This is a genomic window from Janthinobacterium sp. (genome assembly GCF_031995485.1).
Lineage (GTDB): Bacteria > Pseudomonadota > Gammaproteobacteria > Burkholderiales > Burkholderiaceae_D > Janthinobacterium.
The window spans coordinates 1-12,655 of record NZ_DAMAGB010000078.1 but is presented as its reverse complement, the minus strand read 5'-3'; the positions used below and the strand labels follow the sequence as shown (position 1 = coordinate 12,655).

Sequence of the window (12,655 nt, the reverse complement as noted above, 5' to 3'; positions counted from 1 at the left end):
GCAGAAGCATGTGCTGGGAAATAAGGTGGTCAAACGCTTCGGCGGCGACCTGGCCGGGCGCCATTTCGCCATCTGGGGCCTGGCCTTCAAGCCGAATACGGACGACATGCGCGAAGCGTCGGCACGCGTGCTGCTGGCCGACCTGCTCGCGCGCGGCGCCACCGTGGCCGTGTACGACCCGGTGGCGATGGCGGAAGCGCAGCGCGTGCTGGCACTCGACCTGGCGCCGGAACAAGTCAATCGTATCCGCTATGCCGACAGCCCGACTGATGCCTTGCTGGACGCCGATGCGCTGGTGATCGTGACCGAATGGAAAGCCTTCCGCAGTCCCGACTTCGAGCTGATCAGGAAGCGCCTGAAGCAGCCGGTGATTTTCGACGGCCGCAATCTGTACGAGCCGGACAGCATGGCCCTGTACGGCATTGAGTATCACGGCATCGGCCGCTCGCTGCAGGTGCCGGCATGAGCGCGGGCGAGGTGACCACCATGGCCGCACCGGCAGCCCTGGCGACAGTGCGCATCCTGGTAGTCGGCGACGTCATGCTGGACCGCTACTGGTTTGGCGACGTCAGCCGCATTTCGCCGGAAGCGCCGGTGCCGATCGTGCGCATCGAGAAGCGCGAAGAGCGTCTGGGCGGCGCGGCCAACGTGGCGCGCAATGCGGCCGCGCTGGGAGCGCAGACCAGCTTGCTGGGCGTGGTCGGCGACGACGAGGCGGGCAGCCAGGTCGAGCGCCTGCTGGTCGACGACGGCATCCACAGCCATCTGCAGCGCGACGCGGCCATTTCCACCATCATCAAGCTGCGCGTGATCGGCCGCCAGCAGCAGATGCTGCGCATCGATTTCGAGGATGCCCCCAGCGACACGGTGCTGCGCGACAAGCTCAAGCAGTTCAATACGCTGCTGCCGGAGTTCGACGTGGTGATTTTGTCCGACTATGCCAAAGGCAGCCTGGTCAATGTGGCCGAGATGGTTCGATTGGCGCGCGCTGCCGGCAAGATCGTGATGGTCGACCCGAAAGGCGACGATTTTTCACGCTATACGGGCGCGTCAGTGCTCACTCCGAACAAATCCGAACTGCGCCGCGTTATCGGTAACTGGAATACCGAAGAGCAGCTGACGGAACGTGCGCAGCAGATGCGCGCCGAGCTGGGCCTGGACGCCTTGCTGCTGACGCGCTCGGAAGAGGGCATGAGCTTATATACGGCCGACGAGGTCGTGCATATGCCGACCGACGCGCGCGAAGTGTTTGATGTCTCCGGCGCGGGCGACACGGTGATCGCCACCATGGCCGCCATGCTGGGCGCCGGCATGAGCCTGGGCGACGCCGTGCGCACGGCCAACCGCGCCGGCGGCATCGTGGTCGGCAAACTGGGCACGGCCACCGTCACGCGCGCGGAACTGTTCCCGCAATAAAGTTCTATCTCTGCTGCGCCGGATCGTTTGATCTGGCGCAGATCTGCCTGCGCCCGCCTGTCAACCGGGCCATTTCTCTGCCGTTGATCTCCCACGGCGCCAGGCTTGTCGAGTCGGGCGTTCGAGTGTTCCCACAACCCTCACTACGGAGACTTCCCATGATCAAGAAACTTGTACTGGCCGTGGCCACCCTGGCTGCGACGATGGGCCTGGCGTTTGCCCAGGTGGACGTCAACAAGGCCGACCAGGCCGCGCTCGATAGCGTCAAGGGCATCGGCCCGGCCACCTCCAAAGCCATCATCGACGAGCGCGCCAAGGCACCATTCAAGGACTGGGCCGACTTTGAAACCCGGGTCAAGGGCATCGGCCCGAAAAGCGCCATGAGGCTGTCCGAGGCGGGGCTGCAGATCAACGGACAGGGCAAGGCGGGCGCGGCAGCGCCGGCGGGCGCCAGGGCCAAGGTGGCGGAGAAAAAATAAATTGTTCTAATAAGGTTTGTGGTGGTGTCGGATTACGGCCTGCGGCCTGCGGCCTGATCCGACCTGCCCGACCTACGTGCCATGACATATCGTAGGTCGGATCAGCGGCGCGCAGCGCCGCGTAATCCGACAACATTGCTGGCATTGGCCCCATTACGCCCGCAAACCCGCCGGCACGTTCTCGCGCAAGGTATCGATCACCAGCCGCAGCCTTGCCGTCATCGCGCGCGTCGCGGGCCAGGCCGCATACAAGGGCAGGCCCGGCCCGGCAAACGGCGCAAGCACCTCCTGCAACTGTCCGCTGGCCAGCTCCTGCTGTACCAGCCAGCGCGGCAGTTGCGCCAGGCCGTGGCCGGCCAGCGCCGCCTGTTTTACCGCTTCCAGGTGGCCCAGGCGCAGCCGTGCAGCGATGCGCACGCTGGCGTCGCGTAATTGCCAGGCTTGCACTTGATGATCGCGCAGCATGCCGATACAGGCGTGGCCACGCACATCGCCGGGCGATTGCGGCGCGCCATGCTGCGCCAGGTAGACGGGCGCAGCACAGACCACCAGCTGCTGCACGCCGAGCTGGCGCGCGGCCAGGCTGGCGCTGTTGTCGAGCAAGCCGATGCGCACGGCCAGGTCGCAGCCCTGCTCGGCAAAGTCGACTGGATAGTTTGAGAACTGCGCTTCGATCTCCAGCGCAGGATAGCGTTCGGCCAGCTGCAGCAGCAGCGGCGTAATCCAGTCGCGGCCCAGCAGCACCGGCACGGTCATGCGCAAGCGGCCGGTCGGCTGCACGCGCCGCTCCAGCAGCGCGCTTTCGGCCTGTTCCAGTTCGCCCAATGCCCGTACGCAGCTGTCGTGAAAGGCAAGTCCCTCGTCGGTCAGCGACAGGCTGCGCGTGGTGCGGTGAAACAGGCGCACATCGAGCCGCTGTTCCAGGCGCGCCACGGCCTTGCCGACGCTCGATGGCGACAGTCCCAGCTGCTGCGCGGCACGGCTGAAACTGCCGGCCTCCACGGCCTGCACAAAGGCGCGGATGCCGGCAAAGCGTTCATTGGAAATCATATGGGAGGTTGGGGATTGATCTGATATCGATGGTATCAGATCATACGAATGACTGGCTTGACTGCCGCCTTGCTGTCGCCAATAAAATCGGTGGCTTGAATCAGCAAGGAGTTTCCATGAGTCCCGTCTCTACCGACCGCCGCCGCTGGCTGGCCCTGGCCGGCATCGCGATTGCCAGTTTTCTCGGCTGTATCGATTTCACCATCGTCAATACGGCGATTCCCGCCATCCAGCGCAGCCTGAGCGCCGAGGTGGAGCAGGCGCAGTGGATTGTCACCGTCTTTGTGATGGCCCTGTCGGCCTGCATGGTGGCGGCCGGACGGCTGGCCGACCTGCTGGGTCGGCGCCGGCTGCTGTACGCAGGCATGCTGGTGTTTGGCGCCGCCTCGCTGGGCGCGGGGCTGGCGCAATCGATGGCGGCGCTGGTGGCCTGGCGGCTGCTGCAGGGCGTGGCCTGCGCGGCGCTGTACACCACCTCGGCCGCCATCGTCGCGCATATGTTTGCCCACAGCGAGCGGGGCAGGGCGCTGGGCCTGCTGTTCGCCGCCAATGGACTGGGACTGGCCATCGGACCGGTGGCGGGCGGGCTGCTGGTTGCCAGCGTGGGCTGGCGTTCCGTGTTCCTGCTCAACGTGCCGCTGATCGCGGCCGCGTTTGCGCTATGCCTGGGGCGGGTGCCGGAGTCGCGCGGCGAACGGGCACGGTTCGATATGGCCGGCTTTGTCTTGCTGGCGGCGGCCCTGCCCTGCATGCTGCTGGCGATTGCCCATGGCAGTGCCTGGGGCTGGACCTCGGGTGCCACGCTGGGCGCCGCTGGCGCGGGCCTGGCCTTGCTGCTGGGATTCGTGCTGGTCGAGCGCAGGGTGGCGGCGCCGTTGCTGCAACTGAGCCTGTTCGCCAATGGCCGCTTTGTGCTGGCTGGCCTGGCGAATTTTTCGCTGGCGTTTTTCTATTGCGCCGCGTTTTTTCTGCTGCCCTGGTATCTGAGTTCAGTGCGCGGGCAGGACAGCGGCGCCATCGGCTGGCTGCTGCTGCCGGTCACGGCGGTAATGGCCCTGGTCTCGCCGCTGGCCGGACGGGCCGCCGACCGTGTCGGCACGGCGCCGCTGCTGGCCGGCGGCTTTGCCTTCCTTGCACTGTCGGCCGCCATGCAGGCCGGCTTTACGGTAGAGACGAACCGGGCTTGGATAATCGCGGCGCTGGCCGCCATGGGAATCGGCTGGGGCTGCATTCTGGGGCCGGCCACGGTGGCGGCGCTGGCCTGCGTACCGCCCCATCTGTCAGGCGTGGCGATGGGGGCGTCATGGACCTTGCACAACCTCGGCGCGGCGCTGGGGCTGACGATCGCCACCGTGGTATTTCAACAAACAGGTTTTGGCGCCGCGCTGTGGCTGCTGTGCGGACTCAGTCTGCTGACGTTGTCCCTGCTGCTGGCTGGCTGGTGGCAGGCGCGCGCTGCAGCGGCGCCAGCAGCTGGCCGCTGAAGCTGGCCGGCATCGGCGCCTCGATGCCGACGGCGCCAGGCCACTCGCGCGGCAGGTAATGGGTACCGAACACGCGGTCGAGCACGGGCAGGGTGGACGCATAGTTGCGGTTGATATGCTCGAACTTGCTGTGATGCCAGTGATGAAAGGCAGGGGTGGCGACCAGCCATTCGAGCGGGCCGAAGCGCCAGCGCAGATTGGCGTGGATAAAGAACCCCCAGATCGTCCCCACCAGCAGCAGCGCCAGCGGCGCCGCGCTGCCGGACGCGCCCGGGCCGGCCAGGCCCAGCAGATACAAGGGCGTCATGCCGAACAGGCGCGTGACGACCATGTCGACCGGATGGGTGCGGGTATTGGCCAGGAAATACATGTGACTGGTGCTGTGGTGCACGGCATGAAAGCGCCACAGCCACGCAATCTCATGGCTGAGCCGATGGCCCCAGTAGGTGCCCACTTCGCCGATCAGCAGACCCAGCAGGATCTTGCCCCACAGCGGCAGCGCAGCCAGCGTGGCAGGGACAAGCTCCGGCAACAGCCGCTGGCCGGCCACGGCCACCAGCGCCAGCGGCATGGCCAGCAGCACGGCCGGCAGCAGGCTGCTGAGAAAATAGAAGCCCAGGTCGCTGATCAGTTCGGTGCGCGAGCGGCCCCCATGGCGCTGGCCGAAAAAGCGTTCCAGCGGTACGAACAGCACGGTCAGCGCGGCCAGCCAGATGGCCAGGCGCAGCACATCGACGACCGGGCCGGGCAGGGATTGCAGGGATTGCAGCAGGCTCATGGCGAAAAATCAGTGTTTGGATGGCAAAAATCCGGACGGGCTGGGCCGGTCCGGATCTGATGACATGCTGCGTAATTTAAACCGCGGCAGCCTTGCGGCGGCGTGCCATGAAGCCCAGCAGGCCCAGACCGCCAAGCAGCATGCCCCAGGTCGACGGTTCAGGCACGGCCGAGATCAGCGAGACGCCATCGAGCAGCATGAATGGCGGCGCGCCCGTCGGGCTGCCCTTGGCCATAAACGACAGCAATTCGCTGCTGCTGGTGGCGGTAAAGGTCATGTTCGCCTGCTGCCAGCCCGTGAAGCCGTGGCTGGCATTGGACAGGCTGGCGGTCTGCTGCTTTTGCGTGCCGAGCGCGACGTCCCAGTAATTGACCAGGTTGGCGCCCGCATAGCCGATCTGCTGCGCCGCGCCGTACGAGAAGCTCAGCGTGTACGACTGCCCGGCCACCAGGCCGCTGACCAGCTGCGTGACGGGACCCGGAAAATAGTCCCAGTCCGCCGCCAGCACATTGCCGCCGGTCGGGCTGGCGCCCAGGCCGTTTTGCGACGTCTTGTCGCGGCCGCCGTAGGAATTCGGACCCCACAGCGACAGCGCCGTATCGCCCTTGGTGCTATCGATCGTGCTGCCGTTCAGCACAAAGTTATAGCCCTTGCTGGTCCAGTCGGTCAGGTAGGTGCGGTCAGCGCGGGCATAGCTGCCTTCGTTGATCTGTTTTGAGGTGCCATTGCTGGTCAGCTCGAAATCGCCATTCTTGACGAGGTTGGTAGTGGCTGCCTGGGCGGCGGTGGTATTGATCAGGGTTGCGGCGGCCAGCGCCAGCATGACAGTGATATTGCGCATCAAAAAGCTCCATGAGGACAGGGAAGAATAACAAACTGTCGGCAAGCTTTTTGGCCAACTGTGGTGTCGCCCTGCATGGCAGGGCGAGAGATTTTGTATATTCAAGACAACGATGATGTCTTGTTGGACACATTATAGCAGTGTTTTTTCAGATGCAATTAAAATATCTGTAAAACAACAATTTTACCTGGTTTTACGGAAATGTTTAATTCCCGTATGCCAGACATTTTTCTGCCCTCAGCTTGCCGCCGTGGCCGGCAGCGTGGCAAGAAAGCTGTGAATCTGCGACACCACGGCCGCCCCTTCGCCGACGGCGGCGGCCACGCGCTTGGTCGAGCCGGCGCGCACGTCGCCGATGGCAAACACGCCCGGCACGCTGGTTTCCAGCGCTGCACGGTCCGGCAGGTCCGACGGCGCGATCGGCGTGTCGCCGCGGCTCCTGCATTCGGCGCGCGTGACGTCGAAGCCGGTGCGGATAAAGCCCTGCGCATCGACGGCCACCGCGCAATCGTGCAGCCAGTCGGTGTTCGGATCGGCGCCGACGAACAGGAACACGCGGCGCACCGCGCGCTCTTCTTCCTCGCCGGTCTGGTTGTTGCGCCAGCGCGCCGCGTTCAGGCCATCGTCGTCGCCTTCGAGCGCGATGATTTCCGTGTGCGTATGCAGCGTGATGTTGGGCGTGGCGGCGATGCGGTCGATCAGATAGGTCGACATGCTGGCGGCCAGTCCTGCGCCGCGGATCACCATGTGGACACGGGCTGCGTGGCCGGACAGGAACACGGCCGCCTGGCCGGCCGAATTGCCGCCGCCGACCAGGATGATTTCTTCCTGTTTGCACAGCTTGGCTTCGATCGGCGAGGCCCAGTAATAGATGCCGCGTCCTTCATAGGTTTTCAGATTGGCCAGCGACGGGCGGCGGTAGCGCGCGCCGCACGACAGCACCACGGTGCGGGCGCGTACGGTGGTGCCGTCGGTCAGGGTCAGGCACAGTGGCCAGCTGTCGCACTGCAGGCTGGCGGCGCTGGCCGGGGTGGCGATTTCCACGCCGAATTTTTGCGCCTGCACATAGGCGCGGCCCGCCAGCGCGCGGCCGGAGATACCGGTCGGAAAACCCAGGTAATTTTCAATGCGGGCGCTGGCGCCAGCCTGGCCGCCATAGGCGCGCTGTTCCAGCGCCAGCACCGACAGGCCTTCCGAGGCGGCGTACACGGCCGTAGCCAGGCCGGCCGGTCCGGCACCCACCACCAGCACGTCGAAGATCCTGTCGCACGACAGATCCGGCAGCATGCCAAGGCAGCGGCCCAGGTCCATATTGCTGGGGTTTTTCATGATCTTGCCGTCCGGACAGACCACCAGCGGCCACTCCTGCGCCGTCGGCTGGTAGCGCGTGACCAGCGCCGCGGCGGCCGTGTCGTCGGCGGGGTCAAGCACCGTATGCGGATGACCGTTGCTGGTCAAAAAGCTTTGCAGCTGGAAAATATTGGCGTTGCCGCGCGGCCCCACCAGAACCGGGCCGCCCGAGTTGGACTCGATCAGGCCCACGCGGCGCAGGATCAGCGCACGCACGATGCGCTCGCCCATTTCGGCTTCCGCCACGATCAGCGCGCGCAGCGACTCGGAACTGATCACCAGCACCTCGACCGCCCCGACCGCAGTGCCGTTCACCAGGGTAGGGCGGCCCGACAACTGCGCCACTTCCGCGATGAAATGGCCGCGCCCCACTTCGCGCAACAGCGAGTCCTGTCCCATCACTTCGTGGCGGGTGACCGAGACGCGTCCCGACAGGATCACCAGCATGCCGAAACTGCTGTTGCCCGCCTGGAACAGCACGGCGCCATCGGCATGCTGCTGCACCTTGCCATAGCGCTGCAGGCGCTCGAGTTCGGCGTCATTGAAGACGGGCGAGATCTGGTGGCTGCGGCCCTGCACGTCGAGCACATTGGCGTGCAGGGGATCGTCGGGCGTGGTTTCAGGAATGAATTCTGGTGCGCGGCTGGTCATGGCGGGTCCGTTTGGCGTCTGAGCGAAAGAAGTGAATAAGCAAATAAGAAAAATAACTGATAGCGGCCAGTCTAGCGCAAGCGTGCAGGGCGTGCCAAAAGCCTGCAATGGCGCGCTGCAAAACGGCTGCAAGCCCCTGTTCATGCGGGTGTCGCGAGATGTGGCCGGCAGGAGCGGGTAGCTTGCCGGCGCCCTTGATTGCCGATACGCCAGCCAGCATCTCATATTAGAATGGGTCTTTGGTGAACTATGCGAACAGACAGATGGCTTACAAGACAGTTGAAGATACGATAGGCAATACTCCGCTGGTGCAGCTGACGCGTTTGCCGGGTGCCGATGCGCTGGCGCGCAACAATGTCATCCTGGGCAAGCTCGAAGGCAATAATCCGGCGGGCTCCGTCAAGGACCGCGCCGCCATGTCGATGCTCAAGCGCGCGGAGGAGCGCGGCCAGATCAAGCCGGGCGACACCCTGATCGAAGCGACCAGCGGCAATACCGGCATTGCGCTGGCCATGGCCGCCGCCTTGCGCGGCTACAAGATGCTGCTGCTGATGCCCGATAACCTCAGTGTCGAGCGCCGCCAGAGCATGGCTGCGTATGGTGCGCAGATTTTATTGACGCCGAAGACGGGCGGCATGGAATATGCGCGCGACCTGGCCGAGCAGATGCAGAAGGACGGCCGCGGCATCATCCTCGACCAGTTCGGCAATGAAGACAATTCGCGCGCCCACTATGAAAGCACGGGGCCTGAAATCTGGCGCGACACCGAAGGGCGCGTGACGCACTTCGTCAGCGCCATGGGCACCACCGGCACCATCATGGGCGTGTCGCGCTACCTGAAGGAACAGAATCCGGCGATCCAGGTCATCGGCGCCCAGCCCGAGGAAGGCTCGCAGATTCCCGGCATCCGCAAATGGCCGGAGGCGTATTTGCCGAAAATCTACGACAAGACGCGCGTGGACCAGATCGAATACGTGAGCCAGGGCGTGGCCGAGCGCATGGCGCGCAGCCTGGCGGCGGAAGAGGGCCTGTTTTGCGGCATCTCGGCAGCCGGTGCCTGCGAGATCGCGCTGCGCATTTCGCAGACGGTCGAAAATGCCACCATCGTATTCGTGGTGTGCGATCGCGGCGACCGCTATCTGTCTACCGGTGTTTTTCCTGCGTGATAAGGGAATGCGGGTTGGCCAGAACGGCCTGGAAAAACTGATGGTACAAAAAACTTTCCCCTCCCCATGGCGGGGAGGGAAAACCTGCACGGCCGGCAGGATCAGCCTTGTGGCGTTTCGCCTTCTTTTGGCTTGAATTGCTTGTCGCTGATGCGGAATTTGTTGCGGCGGTCACCCATCAGGTAACGCAGGTCGCGGATGCTCAGGTCGCTCACTTCGTGCATGCGGATCAGCAGCGACGCACCAACCGGCAGGCGGTGGTGACGGATTTTGCTGATGACTGGCGGCGCTACTTCCAGCGCGCGGGACAATGCTGCGTCGTTTTTCAGGCGCAGGTTTTCGATCAGGGTATCGAGCAATCTGTTTGGGTTGTATTGCAACAGATCGTCGGAGTCCGAATCGCTGTTCATATCAATGCCGACTTGATTAGTCATGATGTTGTTTGTTCCTTCTGTAGTTGCACTGCAAAGTAAAAACACTCGGAGCTCGCTCTTGCTGCGTTCATGTTCATTCTTTACTAAAAGGAACGAATTCACACACGGTACGATCCGGGATACAGTTTTTCATAATATATACACAATTGTACAGCAGGATTTAGTTTCACGTTAGAAAGCGTGAGAATCTCGTGCGGTACCATGTAGTTGTTGTCTTGTTGCAACAACCATGTATTCTTTACTATCCACCATGATAGATCAAAAATTGTACTTTGACAAAAGTTAATTGAATAACCATTTCCAATTTTAATGGTGCCAGCCAAGTTGCGAGCTCAGCAAGCGTGATGCGCAAGGCTGATCAACAGCACCATAAACCGCTTTGCAAGCCGCTACAATCGCGCTTACGCTTTCTTACAAGTAACATTATAACTTTACACCGACTTCTGGTTAGCGGGCCCGTGCGTCGCTGACGGCCTTGCCCAAGTCGATCACGGACATAGCATAGAAGTAACTTCTGTTGTACTGAGTTATAGCAAAGAAGTTATTGCTTGCCAAGCTGTACTCTGTTGCTTCTGAACCATTTTGCAAGTCGATCAAGCCAAACAGCAGGTTCCGTGGCGGCGCCGCCACGGCCGAGACACCGGCCTCCTGCAGCTCTGCCAGGGTGAATTTCGCTTCCAGTCCCTGGCCGATGAATCTTTCCCAGGCGCGGTTCGGCGACACCGTCACCGGGTACACGCTGATGGCCGGATCGTCGCGTTTCCAGCCATGTTCGACCAGGAAATGGGCCACGCTGCCGATGGCATCCGAGGTCGAATTGCGCAGGTCGATATGGCTATCACCATCGAAGTCGACCGCATATTTCATGATGCTGCTCGGCATGAATTGCGGCAGGCCGATGGCGCCCGCGTACGAGCCCAGCAAAGTCAGCGGATCGATGCCGTCCTTGCGCGCGAACAGCAGCGCGTTTTCCAGTTCGCCCTTGAAGAAAGCCATGCGGGCCGTGCGGTTTGGACTTTCCGGATAGGAAAACGCCAGCGTGGTCAGCGCGTCAAGCACGCGGAAGCGTCCCGTATTGCGGCCGTACACGGTTTCCACGCCGATAATGCCGACGATGATGTTCGCCGGCACGCCATATTCGCGTTCGGCGCGCGCCAGCGCCTCGGCGTTCTCGTTCCAGAATTTCACGCCCGCGTTGATGCGCACCGGCTCGATGAAGCGGGCGCTGTAGGCTTGCCAGTTCTTCGGTTTGCCCGGCGGCGCCGGCTTCATCAGCTGCACCGTGGTGTCCACGTAGCGCACCTTGCCGATCAGGGTGTCGAGCTCGCTGCGGTCGAAACCGTGCCTGGCGGCCATCTCGTCAAGAAAGGCGCGCACCTCGGCCCAGCTGGCGTAATTGACGAACTCGCCTTCGAAGTCGAATTTGGCGGGCGCCTTTTGTGCGGCCGGCGCTTTCTTGCCGGCAGCTTGGGCCTTGGCGCGTGCGCGGTCGGCAGCGGAAATATTGCCGTTGTCGGCCGCCAGCACCACTGGGGTGGCAGCGATCAGCAAGGACAGCAGCAGGGAAGAGGTGGTCAGTTTATTGTTGAGCAAGGAGCATCCATCGGCATGGTTAATCGGTTTCATTTGCATAGCTTGAGCAGGCGGCGCAAATCGCGCCGCGCGCGCCGGTGCTGGTCCGGGCTGGCATTACCATACTTCATCGCGGCATAGATTGCCAGGAATCGGGCCATTGCCTCGTGTGCACGTGGCGCACCGGGCCGCATGGGGCTCGCTGCCAGCCTTGCAGCATAACCGTGCGGCCCCTCGTGCGGCGCACGGCTGTGGCCGTGCCGCGCCTGTTGCCGGCAAAACTGCGCATACAGCCGGTCGAGCGCATCGCCGGGCGGCGTCGTCTGATGCTGACGCCACCAGACGATGCCGCCCAGCAGAGCCGCCGCCAGCGCCAGCAGCCAACAGGCCGCCGCGATACGGCGCGCCGGCGGCAGCTGCAGCGATTGCGAGGCGGACAGCGCGGTGGCCATCGCACCGACTATCACCTCGCGCTGGCGCTGCGGCGTGTAGTCGAGCACCCAGCGCTGCCAGAGCTGTTCGGCTTGCTGCCACTGGCTGCGCCATGTCGCCAGTGCAGGCCAGGCTGGCGCGCGCCCGGGCGCTGGCGGCAGCGCTGCGGCAAGATCGGTTTGCGTGCGCAGCGGCGCCACCACGCTGGTCGGGTCAAAGCGTACCCAGCCCTGTCCCGCCAGCCACACTTCGGCCCAGGCATGGGCGTCGGACTGGCGTACGGTCAGCGCGCCGGCCGCGTCATCGCGCAAGCCGCCCTGGTAGCCGGTAACCACGCGTGCCGGCATGCCCATGGCGCGCATCAGCACCACAAAGCTGCCCGCATAGTGTTCGCAAAAGCCGGCGCGGGTCTGGAACAGAAAGGCGTCCACGCCGTCCTTGCCGAGCAGCGGCGGCTGCAGGGTGTAGCGGAACGGCGCCTGGCGGAAGTAGTCCAGCACGGCGGCGATGGCGGCTTGCGGCGTGCGCTGGCCGGCGCCGCTGCCGCGCAATTGCCGCGCCCATGCCACGCTGCGCGGATTGCTGCCCGGCGGCAGCGCCAGCCATGCTTGCTGCTGGGCCGGCGTCAGCTGCGTTTGCAGCCGGTAGCGCAGGCGCGAACTGGCGCGGTAGCGCGCGCCGGCGGCCAGCGCGTGGGTGGCCGCCACTTCCAGCGCGGGCGAGACGATATACGGGTTGCCGGGCAGGCGCCCGATGCTGCGCGGCAGGTCGAGCACGAAAATGCGGCGTGCGTTGCTCGGCAGCAGATCGACCTGGTAATCGACCGCCTCGCCGGCCAGCGCGATATCGATGGGCGCCGTACCGTCCTGCGCGCTGCCGCGCGTCCAGGTGGCGCCGTCATAGTCGCCCAGCACCACGCCGCGCCAGTACAGCTGCCTCTGTGGCGGCATGGGCGTGGCGAAGCGCACCGTGAAGACGGATTCGCCGGACAGGGCCAGCTGT

The 12,655-nt window shown here is 64.1% G+C and carries 12 protein-coding genes; 5 read left to right on the top strand and 7 right to left on the bottom strand.

The annotated features are described in order from the left end of the window. The 3 genes from RTQ46_RS26585 to RTQ46_RS26575 all read left to right on the top strand — a co-directional run. A partial coding sequence (locus tag RTQ46_RS26585) for a UDP binding domain-containing protein (RefSeq protein WP_312440614.1) occupies positions 1 to 466 on the top strand: 466 nt, incomplete at its 5' end. After that, complete coding sequence (gene rfaE1, locus RTQ46_RS26580) at positions 463 to 1,416, top strand: D-glycero-beta-D-manno-heptose-7-phosphate kinase (protein WP_312440613.1); 954 nt, start codon at positions 463 to 465, stop codon at positions 1,414 to 1,416. The genes RTQ46_RS26585 and rfaE1, both read left to right, overlap by 4 nt. 158 nt (positions 1,417 to 1,574) lie before the next feature. Next, a complete protein-coding gene (locus RTQ46_RS26575) occupies positions 1,575 to 1,895 on the top strand; it encodes a helix-hairpin-helix domain-containing protein (RefSeq protein WP_312440612.1) in 321 nt (106 codons plus the stop codon). 153 nt (positions 1,896 to 2,048) lie between these two features. On the opposite strand, the gene RTQ46_RS26570 is transcribed toward RTQ46_RS26575, so the two are convergent. Then, positions 2,049 to 2,945 carry a LysR family transcriptional regulator gene (locus tag RTQ46_RS26570; protein ID WP_312440611.1) on the bottom strand — a complete coding sequence of 299 codons (897 nt, stop codon included), beginning with the start codon at positions 2,943 to 2,945 and terminating at the stop codon, positions 2,049 to 2,051. 116 nt (positions 2,946 to 3,061) lie between these two features. On the opposite strand from RTQ46_RS26570, the gene RTQ46_RS26565 reads away from it, so the two are divergent. Continuing rightward, positions 3,062 to 4,429: an MFS transporter gene (locus RTQ46_RS26565; RefSeq protein ID WP_312440610.1), complete on the top strand. Its 1,368-nt coding sequence runs from the start codon at positions 3,062 to 3,064 to the stop codon at positions 4,427 to 4,429. Here RTQ46_RS26565 and RTQ46_RS26560 read toward each other — a convergent pair. The 3 genes from RTQ46_RS26560 to RTQ46_RS26550 form a co-directional block, all read right to left on the bottom strand. Further along, positions 4,350 to 5,207 (bottom strand): sterol desaturase family protein, encoded by an 858-nt coding sequence (locus RTQ46_RS26560; RefSeq protein WP_312440609.1) that lies wholly within the window; start codon positions 5,205 to 5,207, stop codon positions 4,350 to 4,352. The genes RTQ46_RS26565 and RTQ46_RS26560 overlap by 80 nt on opposite strands. A gap of 76 nt (positions 5,208 to 5,283) precedes the next feature. Further along, on the bottom strand, positions 5,284 to 6,048 hold the full coding sequence (locus RTQ46_RS26555) for a PEP-CTERM sorting domain-containing protein (RefSeq protein WP_312440608.1): 765 nt from the start codon (positions 6,046 to 6,048) through the stop codon (positions 5,284 to 5,286). A 237-nt stretch (positions 6,049 to 6,285) separates the two neighbouring features. Further along, on the bottom strand, positions 6,286 to 8,049 hold the full coding sequence (locus tag RTQ46_RS26550) for an FAD-dependent oxidoreductase (RefSeq protein ID WP_312440607.1): 1,764 nt from the start codon (positions 8,047 to 8,049) through the stop codon (positions 6,286 to 6,288). A gap of 263 nt (positions 8,050 to 8,312) precedes the next feature. Between RTQ46_RS26550 and cysM the strand changes: the two genes are divergently transcribed. Then, on the top strand, positions 8,313 to 9,215 hold the full coding sequence (gene cysM, locus RTQ46_RS26545) for a cysteine synthase CysM (protein WP_312440605.1): 903 nt from the start codon (positions 8,313 to 8,315) through the stop codon (positions 9,213 to 9,215). 101 nt (positions 9,216 to 9,316) lie between these two features. Here the strand turns inward: cysM and RTQ46_RS26540 are convergent, their stop codons facing one another. From RTQ46_RS26540 to RTQ46_RS26530, 3 genes are all read right to left on the bottom strand, one after another. Further along, on the bottom strand, positions 9,317 to 9,649 hold the full coding sequence (locus RTQ46_RS26540; RefSeq protein WP_034751784.1) for a hypothetical protein: 333 nt from the start codon (positions 9,647 to 9,649) through the stop codon (positions 9,317 to 9,319). Positions 9,650 to 10,096: 447 nt separating this feature from the next. After that, entirely contained in the window at positions 10,097 to 11,275 is a 1,179-nt protein-coding gene (mltB, locus tag RTQ46_RS26535) for a lytic murein transglycosylase B (protein ID WP_409518381.1), read from the bottom strand. After that, positions 11,272 to 12,655 (bottom strand): DUF4129 domain-containing transglutaminase family protein (locus tag RTQ46_RS26530; RefSeq protein WP_312440603.1); only part of this gene is annotated, 1,384 nt, incomplete at its 5' end. The genes RTQ46_RS26530 and mltB, both read right to left, overlap by 4 nt.

Excerpts from the sequence above, each read along its gene's own strand:
- rfaE1 (WP_312440613.1), top strand. The coding sequence starts at position 463 with ATGAGCGCGGGCGAGGTGACCACCATGGCCGCACCGGCAGCCCTGGCG.
- RTQ46_RS26575 (WP_312440612.1), top strand. The coding sequence starts at position 1,575 with ATGATCAAGAAACTTGTACTGGCCGTGGCCACCCTGGCTGCGACGATG.
- RTQ46_RS26570 (WP_312440611.1), bottom strand. The coding sequence starts at position 2,945 with ATGATTTCCAATGAACGCTTTGCCGGCATCCGCGCCTTTGTGCAGGCC.
- RTQ46_RS26565 (WP_312440610.1), top strand. The coding sequence starts at position 3,062 with ATGAGTCCCGTCTCTACCGACCGCCGCCGCTGGCTGGCCCTGGCCGGC.
- RTQ46_RS26560 (WP_312440609.1), bottom strand. The coding sequence starts at position 5,207 with ATGAGCCTGCTGCAATCCCTGCAATCCCTGCCCGGCCCGGTCGTCGAT.
- RTQ46_RS26555 (WP_312440608.1), bottom strand. The coding sequence starts at position 6,048 with ATGCGCAATATCACTGTCATGCTGGCGCTGGCCGCCGCAACCCTGATC.
- RTQ46_RS26550 (WP_312440607.1), bottom strand. The coding sequence starts at position 8,049 with ATGACCAGCCGCGCACCAGAATTCATTCCTGAAACCACGCCCGACGAT.
- cysM (WP_312440605.1), top strand. The coding sequence starts at position 8,313 with ATGGCTTACAAGACAGTTGAAGATACGATAGGCAATACTCCGCTGGTG.
- RTQ46_RS26540 (WP_034751784.1), bottom strand. The coding sequence starts at position 9,649 with ATGACTAATCAAGTCGGCATTGATATGAACAGCGATTCGGACTCCGAC.
- mltB (WP_409518381.1), bottom strand. The coding sequence starts at position 11,275 with ATGAAACCGATTAACCATGCCGATGGATGCTCCTTGCTCAACAATAAA.